The sequence below is a fragment of the Achromobacter sp. ACM02 genome, from assembly GCF_014851605.1.
In the GTDB taxonomy this organism is placed as follows: domain Bacteria; phylum Pseudomonadota; class Gammaproteobacteria; order Burkholderiales; family Burkholderiaceae_B; genus Achromobacter; species Achromobacter aegrifaciens.
In genome coordinates, this window is record NZ_JACUZY010000001.1 from 430,957 (window position 1) to 452,036 (window position 21,080).

The following is a 21,080-nucleotide window of genomic DNA, read 5'->3' on the forward strand; positions in this document are numbered from 1 at the left end:
CGGCCGCGTGTCGGCCGATGATCACGGCGGCCTGCGGACCCGGTTGTGAAAGGGGGATTTCGCCAAAGCATGTCATGGCTGCACACCTGGTGCGGCCTGACCTGCGGCTGGCTACTGTGCGCGATCTTCCTGACCGGCACGCTCAGCGTGTTCCGGGAACCCATCACGCGCTGGATGGAAGCAGGGCCGCCGGCCGATCCCGCCGCCGCGGCCGTGGACGCCCGGCAGTGGCTGCCGCGCGCCACGCAGGAGCTGTCGTCCCGCGCGGCGGCGGCTTCCGCCTGGGACATCTCCCTGCCGGTCCGGCCCGGCTGGCCGGCGCAACTTTCCTGGCGCACCGACGACGGCGCACGCCAAGAGATCTGGCTGGACTCGCGCACGGGCGCGGTGCAGCCGCCGCCCCAGATCCGCGAGACCGAGGGCGGCCGGCATTTCATGTCCTTCCACTACACCTTGCACGGCGGCTTGCCGGGCTACTGGCTGGTGGGCTGGATATCCATGTGCATGCTGGTCGCGCTGGTCTCCGGTGTGGTGGTGCACAAGCGCATCTTCAAGGACTTTTTCACTTTTCGTCCGGGCAAGGGACTGCGCAGCTGGCTGGACGCGCACAACGCCACGGCGGTGCTGACGCTGCCGTTCCTCTTCATGATCGGCTACACGGGCCTGGCGTTCTTCTACACCAGTTACATGCCCTGGCCGCTGCATGCGGCGTATGGCGGAGACGCCGGCGCCTATCGCCGTTACCAGGCCGAGCTTGCGCCAGCGCAGCCTGTGCCGCGCATCGCGGGGCCGGGTTTGGACGGGGTTCCGGATCTATACCCGTTGCTGTCGCGCGCGCGCGAACTGACCGGGCAGGAAGCGGCGCGCCTCACGATAGAGCGTCGCGGCGATGCGCGAGGCATCGTCCTGGTGTCCGGCCGCAAGCCCCTGGCCGGCGCCGCCCCGCGCCTGCTCACAGATGCCAGCCGCGTCGTGTTCGATGGCGCGAGCGGAGCGGTCTTGCAGGTCGTGCCCGCTCATCACGAGGGGTTTGAAGCAAAGCAGGTCCATGAGACGATCGAAACCCTGCACAAGGCAGACTTTGGCGGATGGACCATCAAGTGGCTGTATTTCTTCAGCGGCCTGATGGGAACCGCCATGATCGCCATCGGCACGCTGCTGTACTCCATCAAGCGGCGCAAGAAGAGCGAGCATGAATTCGGGAGGGGCACGGCGCGGGTCTACCGTTGCGTGGAGGCATTGAACGTGGCGGCGCTGGCGGGCGTCGCCGTGGCAAGCATCGCCTACTTTTACGGGAACCGCCTGATCCCCGCCGCCTGGCCGGAACGCAGCGCCTGGGAGATCCGCATTTTCTTCGCCGTGTGGGCCGCGACCCTGGTCCATGCGCTGTTGCGCGCGCCGCGCAGCGCATGGATCGAGCAACTGGCTGCGGCTGCCGTGCTCTGCCTGGGGCTGCCGCTATTGAACTGGGTGACGACGGGCCGGCATGCATGGACCTATGCAGCCCGGGGAGAATGGCCGCAGGCGGCAGTGGAGATCACTGCGCTCGGGTTTGGCCTGCTGCTTGCCTGCATGGCTCATGCGCTGGGGCGGCGCTGGAAGGCCGTGCCAGCGGTCGCCGCGCCGCCGTCGCGCAAAGCGCCTCCTGCCAGCCACGATGATGCAGTTTATCGCTGGGGAATCGCGAGCCGCGTGATGGCTGCGGCAGCGGGCGGCTACCTGTTATCCGCCCTGGCGATGTCGGTCCTGGCGCTGGCGTGGCCTGCCAGGGCCGGCGTCTCGCCGGCTGCCGGCGTGCTCGGCGGAACGCTTTTGAGCTTTGTCGTATACACGGCGATCGGCGTAGGCGTGTTCGGCGCCCGCAGCGCGCAACGTGCTTGGGCGCTGATCGCGGTGGCCAGCCTGGCGTCTGGCGCGTTGGTACTCGGTCTGCGCCCATAAGGGCGGGTTGCGCTATCCGTTGGCTACCGATGGGAAACGTCAGGAACGGCGGCCCATCGCACCCAGCCGCGCCTGCATCAATTCCAGCAGCGCCCGAACCCGCGCCGTGATCATCGGCGCCGATGGCCGCATGGATTCGGTGGCGCGCCGATTCGTCGCGGGAGACAACGCGCCGGTTTATCAGGGCTTCGTGAATTGGATAGGCGTGGCGCAGGCGGACGGTGTGCTGGTCGACGAAATCGCCATCCAGGACTATTGGGGCGCGGGCGAGCGCTTTGGCGCCGTGGCGGTGCGGCCGGGCCTGGTCTACTGGGCGGGCGCGCAGGCGCGGCCCTTGTCCGCGGCCGGGCCTGCGGCGGACCTGCGCCAGGAGGTCGAGGCGTTGTTCGGGAAATGGCCCGACCCTGTCGCGCGCATCATCCGCGCGACGCCGGCGCACGCCATCCGCCTGATCGCCGTGCACGACCTCGATCCCCTGACAAGCTGGAGCCGGGGCAACGTGCTGTTGGTGGGCGACGCCGCGCACGCGCCCCTGCCGACCTCGGGGCAGGGCGCGTGCCAGGCGCTGGAGGATGCCTGGCACCTGGCCCGATGCCTGAACGGCCCGGACGCGGGCCTGGCGGCGGCTCTGAGTGAATTTGCGCAGATACGCATTCCCAAGACCACGCAGTTGATCGAACAGGCGCGGGTATCTGCGCGCGGCCTGTTCGCCATGGACCCGCAGACCTGCCGCATCCGCAACGAGCACGCCAAGACGGCAGATCCCGTGCATGTTGCGCAAGCCCTGGCGGCGGGTTGGGCCCAAGAATTGCCTATGCCCGGACTCGGGAGCGGCGCGCCTGTTCACGGCGCCGGATTCGGCCGCCTGGCCCGCATCTGAACGCCTGAGCCGGGTCAGAACGCTACAAGCCCAGTCCCAGCAGCATGAGGAAGGTGCCAAACAGGATGAAATGGGTCATGCCCTCGATCGCGTTGGTCTGGCCGTCATTGAGGTTGATTGCCGCCACCAGCAGGGTGACGAGCATCATCAATGTCTGCGCCGGCGTCATGGCCATGACGATGCGCTGACCTGTGATCAAGGCCAGGGCCTCCATCGCCGGCACGGTCAGTATCACCGTGGACAACGAAGCGCCAAGCGCGATATTGACCACCGATTGCATCCGGTTCGCGAGCGCCGCGCGCAATGCGGTCAGCATTTCCGGCGCGGCGGAAATGCCGGCCACGATCAGTGCCACCAAGCCAGGAGGCACTTCGATGCCTTCCAGGCTGCGATCGAGGGAATGGGACATCAGTTCGGCAAGCGCGCCCACGGCAATGATGCCGATCGCCATGACCGCCGCCGATTGGCCTCGGGTTGGGTAGCCTGAGGTTGGCAGGGGCCTGCGGGTTTTCTTGTCCGGATAGCTGTAGCTGAAGAAGTAGCTGTGCGGGCCAGTCTGCATGCGCAGGAACACGCCATACAGGAGCAGCATGGCCGCAATCGTGAAACTGCTATACGCGCGCCAGCGCGACTGAGGAATGAACTCCGGAATGATCATCGAGACCGTAACCGCGGTCAGAATCATCACGCTGTAAGTTCGGGCGGAATCGTCGTTGTATGCCTGCTCGCCGTGCTTGAAACCGCCGATCAGGGCGGCTACGCCCAGGATGCCGTTGATGTCCAGCATGACGGCCGAATAGATACTGTCGCGCACCAGGGTGGGTGAGTGGGCCTTGGTGGACACGATTGCCAGCACGATGACTTCGACCAGCACGGCGGATAGCGTCAGGATCATGCTGCCGTAAGGGTCGCCAAGCTTCTGCGCGACACGCTCGGCGTGGCGGGCGACGCTCAGCGAAGCGGCCAGGATGGCGGTGATCAAAACGGCAGTCTCGACCAGGCTGGCAAGGCGGCCGTAACCGCTTGCGCCGGAATCGGCCAGGTAGCCGGCGGCGGCCAGCGCGCAGGCCAGCAACAGGAGCTTTTCGGACTGCAGAATGGATTTCATCTGGGCTCCGCCGGCCGCAATCCTGTCAGCCTAGCACGCCGCATGTCTTCTTTCCCTGGCCGGGGGCGGGCACGGAACTTGCTGAACAGGATGTCCCGTGGAGCAAGGGGGCCAGCATGCTCAACACTCGCGTACCCAGGCGGCGTCCGGCGCCGAAGCGTTCGGCTGCACCCGACGCGGGCGGTGCTGACCATCCGGTAGCGCGCTTCTTTGATCATTTTGCCGCGCATGTGACCAAGTGGGTGGGGTCGCCCATCGCCTTCGGATTGGCGGTCATCACTGTTGTGCTGTGGGGGGCCTCCGGTCCTGCGTTCGGCTATTCCGAAGTGTGGCAATTGGTGATCAATACCGGCACCACCATAGTCACGTTCCTGATGGTGTTCCTGATTCAACAAAGCCAGAACAAGGACAGCGAGGCGTTGCACCTCAAACTTGATGAATTGCTTATTGCGCTGGAGGGCGCGGACGAAGGGCTGGTCGACGCGGAGCGCCTGGACGAAGACAAGCTGCTCGCCCTGGCCGCGGCCTGTACCGCTCGCGCCAGGCAGGAACGCCGCCGCCGGGCCCGCAAAAGGAGGCAGCCATGATCGGAATCAAGCCCACGGTCCGCAAGGGCCAGTACGACGGCCCGCTAGCGCGGGAAGAATTCCGCCTGCGCTTCATGCGGCGCTTTTACGATCCAGCGTTCGAGGCCGAGCGCGACGCGCTGGAGCGCCTGGAAGCGATTGCCTGGGAAGGCTACGAAGCAGGGCGCAAGGCGCCTGTCACGGTGAAAGCCGGCCAGGGCTACGCCGATCCCGATTACGATCTTTCCCAGGAGTGGAAGGAAACGCGCGACCGCCTGGAGCGCGCGGAGGCAGTTCAGCGCGATCCGGACACCCCGTCTCGCGTCCTGGTGATCGTCGGCGCCGCGCGCAATGACGGCACCTGTCCCGGGGAGGTCTCCAAGAGCTGGCGGCTGGCGCGCCTCGTCCTGGATGAGCTGCAGACGGCCGGCGTGCAGACGGACCTGTTGGATCTCAGCCGCCTGGTTTCCGAATATGAGTACCGCATCCATCCCTGCAAGGGCTGCGTGTCGACCGCGATGCCCCTGTGCCATTGGCCATGCAGCTGCTATCCGAACCACTCGCTGGGGCAGTCCAACGACGCCATGGCCGGGATCTACGAGCAATGGGTCGCGGCACATGGCGTGATCCTGGTGGCGCCCACGTACTGGTACCAATCGCCCAGCCCCTTGAAGCTGATGATAGACAGGCTGGTGTGCGCCGACGGCGGCAATCCCGATCCCACGCTGACTGGCGGCAAGGATCCGCTCAAAGCCAAACAGGTCGAGCTTGCCGGTTGGCCATACCCCAAGCATCTGGCCGGCCGCGCCTACGGCCTGGTGGTGCATGGAGACGTGGCCGGCGTCGAGGCGCAGCGGCGCGGGTTGGCCGATTGGCTGGACTGGATGGGGCTGATGGACGCGGGCGCGGCGTCGCGGCTGGACCGCTACATCAGCTATTACCGCCCGTATGCCACCAGCCACGACGACCTGGACCAGGACCAGGCGGTGCAGCAGGAAGTGCGCAACGTGGCGCAGGCCATGGCCAATTTCCTGCCGCGCCTGCGGCGCGGCGAATTCGAGGGACTGGATCAGGGCATCCGCGATCCCAGGCCGAAGTAAACCGCAGTAGCATGAAGGCAGGATTCGACAGGAGGCCCCTATGGAACACGCCAGTTGGGATTTCGAGCTCGAGCGTCCGGTTGAGCATCAGGGCAGCTGGAGCATCGCTTATGTGCTGGTGCCGCCGGCGGCGGGAGCGCCGCAGGAGCGGATAGCCGTCGAGGAGCGCTTCGCCTCGGCCCAGGTTGCGATAGACGAGGCGACGCGGCTGGCCCAGATCCACGTCGCGGACTTGAACGGGGATACCGCGTCGTTCGAGAAGCCGACAGACACGGAAGTGCCGTTCGGCAAGAATCCACGGTTCTGACGCCTCTTGCGCGGGCGTTGTGGCATGGCGCTTGCTGATACCGGGCTGCGGCGGATTTCGCCGCACTTCCTGATAGGTGCTGCGATGCCCCAGATCCAATTCGAGTTGGCTTTGCATCCGATAACGATGGCGTCCGTGCCGCCGCCCGGGACCCCAGCCCATCGGCCGCCGGCGCAGAATCCGGATGACGCCAACGACAGCGCTCAAGGCGATGAGGTGCCCGACGAGGACATCGAGCCCGCCGACACGACGTCCAAGGACAACGCCGCCGAGGGTTCGGCGGACAGGTAACCTAAAATGGCGCTCCGATCATTTCAAGGCGCCTATGGCGCCGCCTGCCCAGGTTCCCTCCATGCAAGAAAACACGTCCGCCGCGCAGCCGGCATCCGGAACGCCGCAACGTCAGAGATTCGAGTCGCTCGTGCGCACGCTCGAAGCGCAGCGCGCCCGCCTGCGCGGCTGGCAGGCCGTGCTGCCGGAATACCAGAAGAAATACGAAGACGTGCTGGCGCCGCTGGAGACGGTCGAGGTCGAACTGAAGGCCAAGCTGGTGGCCTGCTTCGACCATGCCTGCAAGCAGAAGGAACTGACCAAGGCGGAACGCGCGCTGGCGTCCGAGATCGCTGCGCAGCTGGCACAGGAAACGCTGGACGCCATCGTGCTGGATGGCACGCCGGCCGAGTGCGACACGGACAGGCTGAAGGCCTTGTATCTCAAGCATGCCGGCTCGGACTACGACGCCGGCGCGGAAGACGGACAGGACGAGGACGATGCCGCAGGGCTGCTGACCCAGGCGGCGGGCGATAGTCCCGCACCTGCGCCCGAAACGCTGGCGGAAATCGAAGCCTTGGCCGCTGCCGGTCCTGATCGTCTGGCTGGCGTCGATGAGGAACGCTACGCGCAGTACATCCAGGCGCTGGACGCGCAGCTCGCCAAGCTGGCCGGCGAAATCGCAGCCGCGGAAGACGGCTTCAAGGCCAAATACCATTTCGATCCCGCGCAATCCATAGACCCTTCCGAACTGATGGAAGACCTGGACGCGGAGATCGCCGATGCCGAGGAATACATAGGCGAACTCGAATTCGAGCTGTCGCAGTTCGTCGACATGCAGCAGGTCAAGGCCTGGCTCAAGGCCATGAAGCAGCAGCTGGCGGCCACCCGCCGGCGCGAGGGGCGCGGCTGAGGCTCAGGCGGCCGGACGCCGAGCGACCGGCACCACCTTCATCACTGGCGCGGCCGTCTTGCCCGCATCGGCCCGCGGCCGGATCATCATGGGGAAGAAGCGCCAAAGGTATAGCGCGAAGGCCAGCGCCCAGGCGGTCGCCGAGGCATGCAGGAAGCCGATGGTGGCGGCGGTCGGGAGCAGGGCGGCCAGGCGCAGCAGGGCCGCCAGAATCATCAGCGCATAGCTCAACACCATGCTGCGGTCGGTCTGCAGCGGCCGGCCCTGGTGGCCGAGCGCGGTGCGCGTGACCATGCCCAGGATCAGCACCGAGAATCCGGCCACGCCGATCACGTGGGCGGGCCAGGCGGGCCGCAGCACATAGCCGGCCAATTGCGCCGCGCCTGCCAGCAGGCCGATGCCCAGGCCGCAATACCCCGCATACAGGATCCACAACAGCGGCACCTTGCGCACCGCCCAGGGCTTCCAGGATATCCATTGCGCCAGGGCGATCAAGCCGGTCGCGGCCAGCGCCAGCGCCGCAGCTTGCGGCTGGCCGGCAAGCAGGCAGGCGATGGCGACGATGCCCGTACCCAGCTGCCAGTGGCCGCTGCGGGTGTGCGGCGGGATGTCCAGTCCCGCCACGGCGCGCTTGGCGAAGAAGGGGATGACCCGGCGCGCGATCAGCAGCGTCAGCACCGCCATGCACAGCAATCCGGCATTGAAGTAGCGCATCAGCGCAAAGTAGTCGCCCTGGACCGAGGCCCAGAGGTAGAGCGCGTTGGTGGCGGCCAGGCCCAGCAGCAGGAAGGGTATGCCGTAGTTGCGCTGGTTGCGCGTGACGGCGACGGCGCGGCCCAGCGCGCCCGCGGCCCACAGGAAGAACAGCAGGTCCGCCGCCGCAGCCACCACGAAGGCCGGACGTCCGGGTACGAGATAGCCCGCGCGCGCCACGATCCACACCGCGCACAAAATGGCCAGGGGCGTGCCGCGCAAGGGGTTCTTGCCGGTCCAAGTGGCGCCCGCCGTCAGCAGGAAGCCCACCGCGATGGTGGCGACGAAGCCCCACAGCATCTCGTGCGCGTGCCAGAACATGCCGTTCAACACGCCCGTGAGGCGTGCCGGCGCATGCACCCATAGCAGCACGGACGCCAGCGCCCAGAAGCAGCCGGCCAGGTAGAGCGGCCGGAAGCCCATTTCCGTGAAGGCGCGCCATTGGGGCCGCGGACGGGGAGGGGCAGCGGCGGGTTCTTCGATGCTAAGCAGCGTGCTCATGAGGGCAGTCGCGGCGCCGTTTCGGCTTCGCGTTTAAAGGTGTATTTGAAATGCATATTAATGCCTCCCGCGCGTTGCCGCCAGCGCGGCCGCTTGATCCAGCGCAAGCCGGGCCGTCAGGAAAGGGGTGACTAGTCACATCGGCAAGGGGCTTCTGGTCGGCTGGCGAATGGTCCGCAAGGCCCGCCATGCCTAGGCTAGCCACATGTCTTCGTGAGTAAAGCGAGAGTAACCATGGCAGCAAGTCAACCTTCCGCCGGCGCGCCGATGCGGGTCCTGATTTCAAGCACATTCGCCTTCACCATCTGTTTCGCGGTGTGGATGATCTTTGCGGTGCTGGGCATTCCCATCAAGCAGCAACTGGGCCTGTCCGAAACCGAGTTCGGCCTGCTGGCCGCCATGCCGGTGCTGACCGGTTCGCTGGTGCGGGTGCCGCTGGGCATCTGGACGGACCGCTACGGCGGCCGGCCGGTGTTCTTCATCCTGATGCTGCTGGCGGTGGTGCCGATCTGGCTGCTGTCCTACGCCACCGAGTACTGGCAGTTCCTGGTGCTGGCGCTGTTCGTCGGCCTGACTGGCGGCTCGTTCTCGGTCGGCACGCCCTACGTGGCGCGCTGGTTCCCGCGCAACAAGCAGGGCCTGGCGATGGGCGTGTTCGGCGCCGGCAACTCGGGCTCGGCCATCACCAAGTTCGTGGCCCCCGCCCTGATCGCGGCGGCGGGCGGCGCCTGGGTCATCGTGCCCCAGGTCTATGCCGTGGCGCTCCTGGTGACGGCCATCCTGTTCTGGCTGTTCTCTTCTTCCGACCCCGCGCACCGCGTCAAGAGCGGCGCCAGCCTGTCGGCCCAGATGGCCATGCTGAAGGACCCGCGCGTCTGGCGCTATTGCCAGTACTACTCGGTGGTGTTCGGCGGCTACGTGGCGCTGGCGCTGTGGATGACCAAGTACTACATCGGCGAATACGGCTTCGACATGAAGCTGGCGGCGCTGCTGGCAGCCTGCTTCTCCCTGCCCGGGGGCGTGCTGCGCGCCGTCGGCGGCTGGATCTCGGACCGCTACGGCGCCTACAAGACCACCTGGTGGGTGATGTGGGTGTGCTGGGTGGCGTTCTTCCTGCTGAGCTACCCGCAGACGGAATTCACCATCGTGACGGCCAATGGTCCGCGCAGCTTCGGCATCGCGCTCGGGCCGGTCACCTTCACCGTGCTGCTGTTCGTGGTCGGCATCGCCATGGCCATCGGCAAGGCCTCGGTCTTCAAGTTCATCTCGGACGAGTTTGGCGAAAACATCGGCGCCGTTTCCGGCATCGTCGGCCTGGCCGGCGGGCTGGGCGGCTTTGTGCTGCCGATCATGTTCGGGATCCTGCTCGACCTGACGGGCGTCCGCTCCAGCGCCTTCATGCTGCTGTACGGCACCGTCTGCGTCTCCCTCATCTTCATGCACTTCAGTTTCCGGCCGGAAAGCGCGGCCATTGCCCGGCAACACGCCGCCTCTCCCTCCACCACCTCCTGAGAGTATCCCTATGTCTTCCACTCAAGTCCTCGCGCGCTGGGAGCCGGATAATCCCGGTTTCTGGAAGCAGACCGGCGCCCGCGTCGCCAACCGCAATCTCTGGATCTCCATTCCGGCGCTGATGCTGGCGTTCAGCATCTGGATGCTGTGGAGCGTGGTGGTGGTCAATCTGGACCGCGCCGGCTTCATGCTGTCCAAGAACCAGATGTTCTGGCTGACGGCGCTGCCCGCGCTGTCGGGCGCGACCCTGCGCATCTTCTATTCCTTCCTGGTGCCTGTCTTCGGCGGGCGCAAGTGGACGGCCATTTCCACGGCTTCGCTGCTGATTCCCGCGCTGGGCATGGGCTTCGCCCTGCGCGACCCGACGACTTCGTTCCCGACGCTGCTGATCCTGGCGCTGCTGTGCGGCCTGGGCGGCGGCAACTTCAGTTCCAGCATGGCCAACATCAGCTTCTTCTTTCCGAAGGAGAAGAAGGGCCTCGCCACCGGGCTGAATGCCGGTATCGGCAACCTGGGCGTGTCCCTGGTGCAGTTCGTGGTGCCGGTGGTGATCTCCATCGGCGTGTTCGGCGTGGCGGGCGGCGAGCCCCAGGTCATCAACGCCAATGGCGCGCAGCAGAATCTGTGGCTGCAGAACGCCGGCTTCATCTGGGTGATCCCCATTGCGCTGGCCTCGATCGCCGCATGGTTCGGCATGAACGACATCGCGGATGCCCGCGCCTCGTTCGCGGACCAGGCCGTCATCTTCAAGCGCAAGCACAACTGGCTGATGTGCTGGCTGTACGTGGGCACCTTCGGTTCCTTCATCGGCTTTTCGGCCGGCTTCGCCATGCTGACCAAGACGCTGTTCCCGCAGGTCGACCCCATGGCCTATGCCTTCCTCGGCCCGCTGGTGGGTTCGCTGACGCGGCCGTTCGGCGGCTGGGTGTCGGACAAGCTGGGCGGCGCGCGGGTCACGCTGTTCACCTTCGCGGCGATGATCGTCGCGGTGCTGGGCGTGGTGATGTTCCTGCCGGTCGCCGGACAGCCCGGCAACTTCAACGGCTTCCTGGCCATGTTCATCGTGCTGTTCGCGCTGACCGGCGTGGGCAACGGTTCGACCTTCCGCATGATTCCCGTGATCTTCCTGCGTGAACGCACGCAGGCGGCCGAAGGCAAGGGCGCCGCGGCGCAGAAGCAGGCCCAGGCGGACGCCGCCAAGGAGTCGGCCGCGGTGCTGGGCTTCTCGGGCGCGATCGGCGCATACGGCGGCTTCTTCATCCCGCGCAGCTTCGGCACCTCGCTCGAGATGACCGGCAGCGTGCAGGCGGCCCTGTATTGCTTCATCGGCTTCTACGCCACCTGCATGGTCATCACCTGGTGGTACTACGCCCGCCGCAATGCGCCGGTGCCTTGCTAGAGCGAAACGGACGCGGCCGGAGTGACTAGTCATTCTGCCGCGCCCGGCCTGTGCCACCGGCGAATGGTCCGGCAGGCGGGCCGCGCCCACAATGGATTCAACAGCATTGATCGCAGTACGCGCCGGCCGGACCGGCGCTCTTGGAGAATAGAGAATGAGCCATTTTCTGGACCGCTTGAAGTTCATGTCGCGGGTGAAGTCCACCTTCGCGGACGGTCACGGCGAAACGGTCAACGAGGACCGCAAGTGGGAAAACGCCTACCGCGCGCGCTGGCAGCATGACAAGGTGGTGCGTTCGACGCACGGCGTGAACTGCACGGGCTCCTGCTCCTGGAAGGTCTACGTCAAGAACGGCCTGATCACCTGGGAAACCCAGCAGACCGACTACCCGCGCACGCGGCCGGACCTGCCCAACCATGAACCCCGCGGCTGTCCGCGAGGCGCTTCGTACAGCTGGTACGTGTATTCGGCGCAGCGCGTGAAGTACCCGATGATCCGCGGTCGCCTCATGGAAATGTGGCGCGAGGCCCGCAAGACCATGGACCCCATCGCGGCCTGGGAATGGATCAGCCAGGATCCCAAGCGCGCCAAGCGCTACAAGGCCGTGCGCGGACTGGGCGGCTTTGTGCGCGCCGACTGGGATACGGCGATGGAAATCGTGGCCGCCGCCAACGCGCTGACGATCAAGAAGTTCGGCCCTGACCGCGTGATCGGCTTTTCGCCGATCCCGGCCATGTCCATGGTCAGCTACGCCGCCGGCGCGCGCTACCTCAGCCTGCTGGGCGGCGCCTGCCTGAGCTTTTACGACTGGTACTGCGACCTGCCGCCCGCCAGCCCGCAGATCTGGGGCGAACAGACCGACGTGCCGGAATCGGCCGATTGGTACAACTCGACCTACCTGATGGTGTGGGGTTCCAACGTGCCCCAGACCCGCACGCCGGACGCGCACTTCTACACCGAAGTCCGCTACAAGGGCACCAAGACGGTGGCCGTGTCCAGCGACTTCGGTGAAATGGTCAAATTCGGCGATATCTGGCTGGCGCCCAAGCAGGGCACCGACGCCGCGCTGGCGATGGCCATGGGCCATGTGATCCTGAAGGAATTCCACCTCTCCGGCGCGTCGGACTACTTCCGCGACTACGTGCGCCGCTACACCGACATGCCCATGCTGGTGCAGCTGAAGGAGCGCGACGGCTTCTACGCGCCGGACCACTTCCTGCGCGCCTCGCACCTGGACGGCGCGCTGGGCGAACAGAACAACCCCGATTGGAAGACGCTGGTGCTGGACGCCAAGAGCGGCGACCTGGTCGCGCCCAACGGCAGCATCGGCTTTCGCTGGGGCGAGGGCGCGGTCAACGGCGGCGAAAAGGTCGGCCGCTGGAACCTGGAGTCCAAGGACGGCGGCAGCGGCCGCGAGATCGAACCCACGCTGAGCCTGCTGGACCAATCCGACGCCGTGGTCGGCGTGGGCTTCCCGTATTTCGGCAGCGAGCATGGCGAGCTGCAGGTGCGCAATGTGCCGGCGCGCCGCATCCGCCTGGCCGACGGCAGCGAAGCCCTGGTGGCCACGGTGTACGACCTGCAGATGGCCAACTACGGCCTGGACCGCGGCCTGGGCGGCGGCAACGTCGCCAGTTCCTATGACGATGACGTGCCTTACACGCCCGCCTGGCAGGAAAAGCATACCGGCGTGCCGCGCGCGCAGGTCATCCAGGTGGCGCGCGAATTCGCGCAGAATGCCCACGACACCGAAGGCAAGTCCATGGTGATCGTCGGCGCCGGCCTGAACCACTGGTACCACATGGACATGATCTACCGCGGCATCATCAACATGCTGATGATGTGCGGCTGCGTGGGCAAGAGTGGCGGCGGCTGGGCGCACTACGTGGGCCAGGAAAAGCTGCGTCCGCAGTTCGGCTGGGCCCCGCTGGCCTTCGCCGCGGACTGGGTCCGTCCGCCGCGCCAGATGAACGGCACCTCGTTCTTCTATGCGCATACCAGCCAGTGGCGCCATGAAAAGCTGAACGTCCAGGAGATCCTGGGTCCGACGGCAGACCGGGGCCGCTACGGCGACCTCAGCATGATCGACCTGAACGCCCGCGCCGAGCGCATGGGCTGGCTGCCGTCGGCGCCGCAATTGCGCACCAATCCGCTGGACGTGGTGGCGCAGGCCGAAAGCCAGGGCAAGGATCCGGTGGCATTCGTCGCAGAGCAGCTCAAGTCGGGCGAATTGCGCATGTCGTGCGAGAACCCGGACGATCCGGCCAACTTCCCGCGCAACATGTTCGTGTGGCGCTCCAACATCCTGGGCTCCAGCGGCAAGGGCCATGAGTATTTCCTGAAGTACCTGCTGGGCACGCAGAACGCGGTGTTCGGCGACGAAGCCGAGGCGATCAAGCCCACCGAGGTGACCTACCAGGAAGACGCGGCCGAAGGCAAGCTGGACCTGCTGACGGTGCTGGACTTTCGCATGAGCACCACCTGCCTGTACGGCGACATCGTGCTGCCCACGGCCACCTGGTACGAAAAGGACGACCTCAATACCTCGGACATGCACCCGTTCATCCATCCGCTGAGCGAAGCCGTGCAGCCCTTGTGGGAAAGCAAGACCGACTGGGAGATCTACAAGCTGCTGGCCAAGAAGTTCAGCGAAATCGGCGGCCCCTACCTGGGCAAGCGCCGCGACGTAGTGCTGACTCCTCTGATGCACGACACCCCGGGAGAACTGGGCCAGGCCTTCGAACCCAAGGACTGGAAGCTGGGCGAATGCGACCTGGTTCCCGGCAAGACCGCGCCCAACATGACCGTGGTCGAGCGCGACTACAACGACATCTACCGCAAGTTCACGTCGGTGGGGCCGTTGCTGGACAAGCTGGGCAACGGCGGCAAGGGCATCAACTGGAACACCGAGCACGAGGTGCATGAGCTGGCCGGCATCAACGAGGCCGTGACCGAGCCGGGCGTGAGCCAGGGCCGGCCCAAGCTCGACACCGCCATCGATGCGGCCGAGATGATCCTGACCTTCGCGCCCGAGACCAACGGCCACGTGTCGGTCAAGGCCTGGGAAGCCCTGGGCAAGATCACCGGGCGTGACCACGCACACCTGGCCATCGGCCGCGAGCACGACAAGATCCGCTTCCGCGACATCCAGGCGCAACCGCGCAAGATCATCTCCGCACCCACCTGGTCGGGCCTGGAAAGCGAAGAGGTCAGCTACAACGCCGGCTATACCAACGTGCACGAGCTGATCCCATGGCGCACGCTGACCGGCCGCCAGCAGTTCTACCAGGACCATCGCTGGATGCTGGACTTTGGCGAAGGCTCCTGCGTGTACAAGCCGGCCATCGACACCAAGACGGTCGCGCCCATGCTGGGCCGCTACCCGAACGGCGAGAAGGAATTGGTCCTGAACTGGCTGACGCCGCACCAGAAGTGGGGCATCCACAGCACGTACTCGGACAACCTGCGCATGCTGACGCTGAGCCGCGGCGGTCCTCACGTGTGGATTTCGGAAGCCGAGGCCAAGCAGGCCGGGCTGGTCGACAACGACTGGGTCGAAGTCTTCAACGTGAACGGCACGCTGACGGCGCGGGTGGTGGTCAGCCAGCGCGTGCCGGTGGGCATGTGCCTGATGTACCACGCACAGGAAAAGATCGTGAACGTGCCGGGCGCCGAAACCAGCGGCAAGCGCGGCGGCATCCATAACTCGGTCACGCGCACGGTGCTCAAGCCCACGCACATGATCGGCGGCTATGCCCAGCAGGCCTACGGCTTCAACTACTACGGCACGGTGGGCGCCAACCGCGACGAATTCGTGGTGCTGCGCAAGATGAAGAAGGTGGACTGGCTGGAAGGTCCGCTGGTTGAAACGCAACAAGAAGAGAAGCAATCATGAGGATACGCGCCCAAATCGGCATGGTGCTGAACCTGGACAAGTGCATCGGCTGCCACACTTGCTCGGTCACCTGCAAGAACGTCTGGACCAGCCGCGACGGCGTCGAGTACGCCTGGTTCAACAACGTGGAAACCAAGCCCGGCATCGGCTATCCCAAGGAATGGGAGAACCAGGAAAAGTGGAAGGGCGGCTGGAAGCGCACCGCCGCCGGCAAGCTGGAACCGCGCCAGGGCGGCAAGCTGCGCATCCTGGCCAATCTCTTCGCCAACCCGAACCTGCCGCAGATCGACGACTACTACGAGCCGTTCACCTTCGACTACGAGCACCTGCAGAAGGCGCCGCTGTCGCAGACGCCGCCCACCGCGCGTCCGGTGTCGGTGCTGACCGGCAAGAAGATGGACAAGATCCATTGGGGCCCGAACTGGGAAGACGACCTGGGCGGCGAATTCAGCGCGCGCAGCCGCGACGCGCTGTTCGAGGGCGTGCAGAAGGAGATGTACTCGACCTTCGAGAACACCTTCATGATGTACCTGCCGCGCCTGTGCGAACACTGCCTGAACCCGGCCTGTGTCGCCAGCTGCCCGTCCGGTTCCATCTACAAGCGTGAAGACGACGGCATCGTGCTGGTCGACCAGGACAAGTGCCGCGGCTGGCGCATGTGCATCTCCGGCTGCCCGTACAAGAAAATCTATTACAACTGGAGCAGCGGCAAGGCCGAGAAGTGCACCTTCTGCTATCCGCGCATCGAGGCCGGCCAGCCCACGGTGTGCTCGGAAACCTGCGTGGGCCGCATCCGCTACCTGGGCGTGATGCTGTACGACGCCGACCAGATCGAGCACGCCGCGTCCACCGCCAGCGAGCAAGACCTGTACCAGTCGCAACTGGACCTGTTCCTGGACCCGCATTCGCCCGAGGTGATTGCCGCCGCGCGCGAACAGGGCATCCCGGAATCGTGGCTCGAAGCCGCCCGCAAGTCGCCGGTCTACAAGATGGCGGTGGAGTGGCGCGTCGCCTTCCCGCTGCATCCGGAATACCGCACCTTGCCCATGGTCTGGTACATCCCGCCGCTGTCGCCCATCCAGACGGCTGCCGAGTCCGGCCAGATGCCGCGCCGCACGGTGGGCAAGAGCGGCATGATCCCCGACGTCTCCAGCCTGCGCATCCCGGTGCGCTACCTGGCCAATCTGCTGACCGCGGGCAAGGAAGCGCCGGTGGTGCAGGCGCTGGAACGCATGCTGGCCATGCGCGCCTACAAGCGCTCCGAGACCGTGCACGGCGAACGCGACACGGCCTTGCTGGACCAGGTCGGGTTGACGGAGGCCACCGTGCAGGACATGTACAAGATCATGGCCATCGCCGACTACGAAGACCGCTTCGTGGTGCCCAGCAGCCACAAGGAAGTGGTCGAGGACAGCTTCAACGAGAAGGGCAGCTGCGGCTTCACCTTTGGCAACGGCTGCTCGGGCGGGGTGTCGGAAGGCACCTTGTTCGGACGCAAGCCCCAGGGCAGCGAGATCTTCATCGAGATGCCGAAATCCCGCAAGAAGGCCGCCTCGGTCTAGGAAAGGAGAAAAACATGAGTCTGTACCGTCTGCTTTCCGCCTTGCTGTGCTACCCGGAACCCGAGCTGCTGGACGCGCTGGGCGAAGTCGAGACCGCCTTGGCCGACTATCCCGACGCGGAGGAAACCCTGCAGCCGCTGGTCGGCTACCTGGCCACCAACGACCTGATCGCGCTGCAGGAGAACTACGTCGCCACGTTCGACCGCAACCGCTCGCATTCGCTGCATCTGTTCGAGCATGTGCACGGCGAAAGCCGCGACCGCGGCCAGGCCATGGTGGACCTGCTGGATACCTACCGCGAGCACGGTTTCGAGCCGGTGGTGTCCGAATTGCCGGACCATGTGCCGCTGTTCCTGGAGTTCCTGGGCGTCATCGACCCGGCCCAGGCTCAGGATCTGCTGGACGACGCCATCCACGTGCTGGCCGCCATCGGCGCGCGCCTGGCCAAGGGCGAAAGCCCCTACGCCTGCATTTTCGCGGTGTTGCGCGCGCAATCCCGCGTGGTTCCGCGCGAGCAGACCGAGGCGCCCGTGCGCGACATGGACGAGGCGATGGAAACGTTCGGCATAGGCGCGGACGGCGTGGAACCGCTACTGCGGCCGTTCTCGGGCGATGGCGCGCAGACCGTGCGCTTCTATCCCCGCGCGCCCGCGGCTCATTAAATCTTCAGGACGACGCATCATGAACTCCCTGAATCAGTTCTTCTTCGGCATCTATCCCTACATCGCGCTGACGATCTTCCTCTTGGGCAGCCTCGTGCGCTTCGAGCGCGAGCAATACACCTGGAAGACGGACAGTTCGCAGTTGCTGCATCGTGGGCAATTGCGGTTGGGCAACATCCTGTTCCACATCGGTATCCTGGGTCTGTTCTTCGGCCACTTGGCTGGCTTGCTGACGCCGGTGGTGGTGTGGGACACGCTGGGCGTATCGCACACGCTCAAGCAGACCGTGGCCATGGTGGCCGGCGGCGTCATGGGCGGCCTGTGCCTGATCGGCCTTCTGATCCTGATCCATCGCCGCCTGAGCGACCCGCGCATCCGCGCCACCACGCGCCCCGGCGACAAGCTGTTGCTGCTGTGGATCCTGGTCACGCTGTTGCTGGGCCTGTCCACCATCGCGCTGTCTGCAGGCCACATGGACGGCGAAATGATGGTGCGCCTGATGACCTGGGCGCAGCACATCGTCACCTTCCAGGGCGACGCGGCCAGCCATGTTGCCGACGTGCCGCTGCTGTTCAAGGCGCACCTCTTCATGGGCCTCACGCTGTTCGTGATCTTTCCGTTCACGCGCCTGGTCCACGTCTGGAGCGGCTTCGCGTCGGTGGGCTACCTAGGCCGCGCCTGGCAGCTGGTCCGCCCGCGCTGATTCCCTGTCCCAGGAGCCGAACATGCCTGTCATCGTCAATGGCGTCGAACTGAACGACGCGGATCTGGAACGCGAACTGCCGCTGCATGCAGAGGCCGGCAACCCCATGCGCGAGGCGATCACTGCCCTGGTGCTGCGCCGCGTGCTGCTGGACGAGGCTGGCCGCCTGGGCCTGGACGCCGCGGACGAGGAGGGCGCCATCGGCGCCTTGCTGGCCCGCGAGGCGCCCGCGCCCGTAGCCGACGAGGCCGCCTGCCGCCGCTTCTATCAGATGCATCCGCAGCGCTTCATGGTGGGCGAGCTGATCGAGGCGGATCACATCCTGTTCCAGGTCACGCCGGGCGTGAATCTGGACATGCTGCGGGCCCACGCCAACGTGGTGTTGGCCGAGCTGCTGGAAGATCCCTCGCGCTTTGCGGAGGTAGCGCGCGAGCAATCGAACTGTCCGTCCGCCGCGCTGGGCGGCAGCCTGGGACAACTGGGCCGGGGCGACACGGTGCCGGAGTTCGAGCGGGCGGTATTCGCGCTGCCCGCCGGCGGCCTGCTGCCGCAGCTGCTGGAAACCCGCCACGGCCTGCATATCGTGCGGGTGACGCGCCGTATCGAGGGCCGCATGCAACCCTACGAGCATGTGGACAAGCAGATCGCTGCCGCGCTGTCGTCCATGAGCCGCGATACTGCCTGGCGCCAGTATGCCAAGCTGCTGGTGGAGCGCGCCGATATCCAGGGCATAGATTTGCAGGGCGAGGAGCCCGAGCGCGTCTACGGCGGGAGCGCCGCATGATGGACGAGCCGGCTGCGGGACCTCTAACGGATGGCTACGGACGCCGCATCGACTATCTGCGCGTCTCCGTCACGGACCGCTGCGACCTGCGTTGCAGCTACTGCCTGCCCAAGGATTTCAAAGGTTTTGAAACTCCAGCAAACTGGCTGCGCCACGAGGAAATGGCGCGGCTGGTGGGGCTGTTTGTCGGGCTGGGCGTGCAGAAGGTCCGGCTGACCGGCGGCGAGCCCCTGCTGCGCCGGGGCGTGGCCGGACTGGCCGGCGTCATCGCCGCCATGCCGGGATTGCAGGACTTGTCCGTGTCCACCAACGGCACCCAATTGGTCCGCCATGCCCAGGAACTGCGCGCCGCCGGCGTGGACCGGCTGAACATCAGCCTGGACACGCTGGATGCTGCCGCCTTCAGCCAGATCACGGGCCGGGATTGCCTGGAATCGGTGCTGGCGGGGCTCGCTGCAGCCAAGGACGCGGGCTTTGCGCCGATCAAGCTCAACAGCGTGGTGCACGCGGCCACGCCGGAGGCCGAAGTGCGCAGGCTGCTGGACTACGCGATGGCACAGGGCTTCGTGCTGCGCCTGATCGAGCCCATGCCCATGGGCAGCTGCGGCCAGGGCTACGCCCACACCGACCTGAACGCCATGGGCGCGCGGCTGGCCGCCGAAACCGGCCTGGTTCCCGCGCTGAACGGGGCGGGCGCGGGACCGGCGCGCTACTGGACCACGGGCCATGGCACGCCGGTGCTGGGCGTGATCACTCCCATGTCGCGCCACTTCTGCGCAAGCTGCAACCGCGTCCGGCTGGGCGTGGACGGCACCCTGTACCTCTGCCTGGGCCAGGAAGACCAGGTGCCGCTGGGTCGCCTGCTGCGCGCGGGCGCCAGCGACGCCGAACTGGTAGCGGCGATCCGGGCCGGTATCGCCGCCAAGCCGGAGCGCCATGATTTCGTGGCCCGTCCGGAACGCATCGTGCGCTTCATGGCGCAGACAGGAGGCTGACATGCGCGATATCGAACGGCTGGTCGACGGCTTCCAGCGCTTTCAGCAGCAGTACTACGAGGACGCGCCATCGCTTTACCGCAATCTGCGCGAAGGCCAGCACCCCAGCACCTTGCTGGTTGGCTGCTGCGATTCGCGGGTGGATCCGGCCATGCTGCTGGGCTGCGACCCCGGCGACATCTTCACCGTGCGCAACGTCGCCAATCTGGTGCCCCCGGCCAGCACCGACCGCGGCCTGCAAGGCGTGCTGGCCGCGATACAGTTCGCGGTGGAGCAGTTGCAGGTCAGCCGCATCATCGTGCTGGGCCACGCCCACTGCGGCGGCATACGGGCGCTGATGGACCGACGCACCCGGGGCGACGGCGAGACCGACTACCTGGAACGCTGGATGGACATCGCCGAACCGGCCCGCAGGCAGGTGCTGCAACAGATGCCGCAGGCAACCGCGGCCGAGCGCCGGCGCGCCTGCGAACAGGCCTCCATCCTGATTTCGCTGCGCAACCTGGAGGACCTGCCCTTTGTGCGGCGTGCGGTGGAGGCGGGCAGCCTGACGCTGCACGGCTGGTATTTCGACCTGGTGGCAGGCGCTTTGCTGGCATACTCGGCGCGGGCGGACGCATTCCTGCCCATCGTATGCCCATTGTTCACGGAGCTTGCATGACCCCAGTTTTCGGCGTCGCCGGCCGTTCCGGCAGCGGCAAGACCACCCTGATCGAGGCGATGCTGCCGCTGCTGGCCGCGCGCGGCCTGCGGGTCAGCGTCATCAAGCACAGCCACCACGATTTCCAGATGGAGCCGCCCGGCAAGGACAGCGCGCGCTTCCGCCAGGCGGGGGCCCTGGAGGTGATGGTGGCCTCGCCGTTCCGCTACGCCATCGTCCACGAGCTGCGCGACGCGCCCGAACCCACGCTGGACGAGCAGCTGGCGCGCCTGTCGCCGGCCGACCTGGTGCTGGTCGAAGGCTTCAAGCAGGCCGCGATCCCGCGCATCGAGGTGTACCGGCCCGCCGTGGGCAAGCCGCCGCTGCATGCGGAAGACAGCAGTTTCGTGGCGGTGGCCACCGACGCGCCGCTGGATACCGGTTTGCCCTGCCTGCCGCTCAACGAGCCGGCGCAAGTCGCGGATTTCATTTGCCGTACCCTGGGGCTGGCTTGAGGGCCTGGCTCGGGAGCAGGAGGCGCAGCGGCTACACTGGAAGCCGCAGCATTCCTACAGCAAGACCGCGTTGA

At 66.3% G+C, this 21,080-nt stretch carries 18 protein-coding genes and 1 pseudogene; 17 read left to right on the plus strand and 2 right to left on the minus strand.

The genetic code is table 11. The features are described 5' to 3' along the window. Nucleotides 1–69: 69 nt before the first annotated feature. Nucleotides 70–1,941: a PepSY domain-containing protein gene (locus tag IB258_RS01965; protein ID WP_192352044.1), complete on the plus strand. Its 1,872-nt coding sequence runs from the start codon at nucleotides 70–72 to the stop codon at nucleotides 1,939–1,941. 106 nt (nucleotides 1,942–2,047) lie between these two features. Continuing rightward, nucleotides 2,048–2,821: pseudogene (locus IB258_RS01970) on the plus strand (FAD-dependent monooxygenase); the annotation flags it as partial. Nucleotides 2,822–2,843: 22 nt separating this feature from the next. On the opposite strand, the gene IB258_RS01975 reads toward IB258_RS01970, so the two are convergent. Next, complete coding sequence (locus IB258_RS01975; protein ID WP_054454757.1) at nucleotides 2,844–3,929, minus strand: calcium:proton antiporter; 1,086 nt, start codon at nucleotides 3,927–3,929, stop codon at nucleotides 2,844–2,846. A gap of 116 nt (nucleotides 3,930–4,045) precedes the next feature. Here IB258_RS01975 and IB258_RS01980 point away from each other — a divergent pair, with 116 nt between their 5' ends. The 5 genes from IB258_RS01980 (at nucleotide 4,046) to IB258_RS02000 (ending at nucleotide 7,085) form a co-directional block, all read left to right on the plus strand. Next, nucleotides 4,046–4,516: a low affinity iron permease family protein gene (locus IB258_RS01980; RefSeq protein ID WP_082401036.1), complete on the plus strand. Its 471-nt coding sequence runs from the start codon at nucleotides 4,046–4,048 to the stop codon at nucleotides 4,514–4,516. Beyond that, on the plus strand, nucleotides 4,513–5,595 hold the full coding sequence (locus IB258_RS01985) for a flavodoxin family protein (RefSeq protein ID WP_054454755.1): 1,083 nt from the start codon (nucleotides 4,513–4,515) through the stop codon (nucleotides 5,593–5,595). Before IB258_RS01980 ends, IB258_RS01985 begins: the two co-directional genes overlap by 4 nt. A 40-nt stretch (nucleotides 5,596–5,635) precedes the next feature. Continuing rightward, on the plus strand, nucleotides 5,636–5,902 hold the full coding sequence (locus tag IB258_RS01990) for a hypothetical protein (protein WP_119451151.1): 267 nt from the start codon (nucleotides 5,636–5,638) through the stop codon (nucleotides 5,900–5,902). An 84-nt stretch (nucleotides 5,903–5,986) separates the two neighbouring features. Then, on the plus strand, nucleotides 5,987–6,193 hold the full coding sequence (locus tag IB258_RS01995) for a hypothetical protein (RefSeq protein WP_125470364.1): 207 nt from the start codon (nucleotides 5,987–5,989) through the stop codon (nucleotides 6,191–6,193). 61 nt (nucleotides 6,194–6,254) lie between these two features. Then, nucleotides 6,255–7,085, plus strand: a complete 831-nt coding sequence (locus tag IB258_RS02000) for a hypothetical protein (protein ID WP_175213287.1) — start codon at nucleotides 6,255–6,257, stop codon at nucleotides 7,083–7,085. 3 nt (nucleotides 7,086–7,088) lie between these two features. Here IB258_RS02000 and IB258_RS02005 read toward each other — a convergent pair whose 3' ends face one another. Next, entirely contained in the window at nucleotides 7,089–8,339 is a 1,251-nt protein-coding gene (locus tag IB258_RS02005; protein WP_192352045.1) for an NnrS family protein, read from the minus strand. Nucleotides 8,340–8,573: 234 nt separating this feature from the next. Between IB258_RS02005 and IB258_RS02010 the strand changes: the two genes are divergently transcribed. The 10 genes from IB258_RS02010 to mobB all read left to right on the plus strand — a co-directional run bounded on the left by IB258_RS02010 (nucleotide 8,574) and on the right by mobB (nucleotide 21,006). Then, the gene (locus IB258_RS02010) at nucleotides 8,574–9,851 is read left to right on the plus strand and encodes a nitrate/nitrite transporter (protein WP_054454748.1); all 1,278 of its coding nucleotides are present in this window, start codon (nucleotides 8,574–8,576) and stop codon (nucleotides 9,849–9,851) included. Between the two features lie 10 nt (nucleotides 9,852–9,861). Continuing rightward, complete coding sequence (locus tag IB258_RS02015; protein WP_054454746.1) at nucleotides 9,862–11,250, plus strand: NarK family nitrate/nitrite MFS transporter; 1,389 nt, start codon at nucleotides 9,862–9,864, stop codon at nucleotides 11,248–11,250. Between the two features lie 154 nt (nucleotides 11,251–11,404). After that, a complete protein-coding gene (locus IB258_RS02020; protein ID WP_175213289.1) occupies nucleotides 11,405–15,145 on the plus strand; it encodes a nitrate reductase subunit alpha in 3,741 nt (1,246 codons plus the stop codon). Next, entirely contained in the window at nucleotides 15,142–16,707 is a 1,566-nt protein-coding gene (gene narH / locus IB258_RS02025) for a nitrate reductase subunit beta (protein WP_175160663.1), read from the plus strand. Before IB258_RS02020 ends, narH begins: the two co-directional genes overlap by 4 nt. A 14-nt stretch (nucleotides 16,708–16,721) precedes the next feature. Then, nucleotides 16,722–17,369, plus strand: a complete 648-nt coding sequence (gene narJ, locus IB258_RS02030) for a nitrate reductase molybdenum cofactor assembly chaperone (RefSeq protein WP_192352046.1) — start codon at nucleotides 16,722–16,724, stop codon at nucleotides 17,367–17,369. Between the two features lie 19 nt (nucleotides 17,370–17,388). Then, the gene (gene narI, locus IB258_RS02035) at nucleotides 17,389–18,072 is read left to right on the plus strand and encodes a respiratory nitrate reductase subunit gamma (RefSeq protein ID WP_054454742.1); all 684 of its coding nucleotides are present in this window, start codon (nucleotides 17,389–17,391) and stop codon (nucleotides 18,070–18,072) included. Between the two features lie 22 nt (nucleotides 18,073–18,094). Next, nucleotides 18,095–18,856, plus strand: coding sequence for a peptidylprolyl isomerase (locus IB258_RS02040; protein WP_054454740.1), 762 nt, complete (start codon nucleotides 18,095–18,097; stop codon nucleotides 18,854–18,856). Further along, nucleotides 18,853–19,851 carry a GTP 3',8-cyclase MoaA gene (moaA, locus tag IB258_RS02045; RefSeq protein ID WP_119451156.1) on the plus strand — a complete coding sequence of 333 codons (999 nt, stop codon included), beginning with the start codon at nucleotides 18,853–18,855 and terminating at the stop codon, nucleotides 19,849–19,851. The genes IB258_RS02040 and moaA overlap by 4 nt, the downstream gene beginning before the upstream one ends. 1 nt (nucleotide 19,852) lies before the next feature. Further along, nucleotides 19,853–20,512 carry a carbonic anhydrase gene (locus tag IB258_RS02050; RefSeq protein WP_054454736.1) on the plus strand — a complete coding sequence of 220 codons (660 nt, stop codon included), beginning with the start codon at nucleotides 19,853–19,855 and terminating at the stop codon, nucleotides 20,510–20,512. Next, on the plus strand, nucleotides 20,509–21,006 hold the full coding sequence (gene mobB / locus IB258_RS02055) for a molybdopterin-guanine dinucleotide biosynthesis protein B (protein WP_192352047.1): 498 nt from the start codon (nucleotides 20,509–20,511) through the stop codon (nucleotides 21,004–21,006). Before IB258_RS02050 ends, mobB begins: the two co-directional genes overlap by 4 nt. The last annotated feature ends 74 nt before the right edge of the window (nucleotides 21,007–21,080 follow it).

Coding starts and splice junctions, on each gene's coding strand:
- IB258_RS01965 (WP_192352044.1), top strand. CDS start 70: ATGTCATGGCTGCACACCTGGTGCGGCCTGACCTGCGGCTGGCTACTG.
- IB258_RS01975 (WP_054454757.1), bottom strand. CDS start 3,929: ATGAAATCCATTCTGCAGTCCGAAAAGCTCCTGTTGCTGGCCTGCGCG.
- IB258_RS01980 (WP_082401036.1), top strand. CDS start 4,046: ATGCTCAACACTCGCGTACCCAGGCGGCGTCCGGCGCCGAAGCGTTCG.
- IB258_RS01985 (WP_054454755.1), top strand. CDS start 4,513: ATGATCGGAATCAAGCCCACGGTCCGCAAGGGCCAGTACGACGGCCCG.
- IB258_RS01990 (WP_119451151.1), top strand. CDS start 5,636: ATGGAACACGCCAGTTGGGATTTCGAGCTCGAGCGTCCGGTTGAGCAT.
- IB258_RS01995 (WP_125470364.1), top strand. CDS start 5,987: ATGCCCCAGATCCAATTCGAGTTGGCTTTGCATCCGATAACGATGGCG.
- IB258_RS02000 (WP_175213287.1), top strand. CDS start 6,255: ATGCAAGAAAACACGTCCGCCGCGCAGCCGGCATCCGGAACGCCGCAA.
- IB258_RS02005 (WP_192352045.1), bottom strand. CDS start 8,339: ATGAGCACGCTGCTTAGCATCGAAGAACCCGCCGCTGCCCCTCCCCGT.
- IB258_RS02010 (WP_054454748.1), top strand. CDS start 8,574: ATGGCAGCAAGTCAACCTTCCGCCGGCGCGCCGATGCGGGTCCTGATT.
- IB258_RS02015 (WP_054454746.1), top strand. CDS start 9,862: ATGTCTTCCACTCAAGTCCTCGCGCGCTGGGAGCCGGATAATCCCGGT.
- IB258_RS02020 (WP_175213289.1), top strand. CDS start 11,405: ATGAGCCATTTTCTGGACCGCTTGAAGTTCATGTCGCGGGTGAAGTCC.
- narH (WP_175160663.1), top strand. CDS start 15,142: ATGAGGATACGCGCCCAAATCGGCATGGTGCTGAACCTGGACAAGTGC.
- narJ (WP_192352046.1), top strand. CDS start 16,722: ATGAGTCTGTACCGTCTGCTTTCCGCCTTGCTGTGCTACCCGGAACCC.
- narI (WP_054454742.1), top strand. CDS start 17,389: ATGAACTCCCTGAATCAGTTCTTCTTCGGCATCTATCCCTACATCGCG.
- IB258_RS02040 (WP_054454740.1), top strand. CDS start 18,095: ATGCCTGTCATCGTCAATGGCGTCGAACTGAACGACGCGGATCTGGAA.
- moaA (WP_119451156.1), top strand. CDS start 18,853: ATGATGGACGAGCCGGCTGCGGGACCTCTAACGGATGGCTACGGACGC.
- IB258_RS02050 (WP_054454736.1), top strand. CDS start 19,853: ATGCGCGATATCGAACGGCTGGTCGACGGCTTCCAGCGCTTTCAGCAG.
- mobB (WP_192352047.1), top strand. CDS start 20,509: ATGACCCCAGTTTTCGGCGTCGCCGGCCGTTCCGGCAGCGGCAAGACC.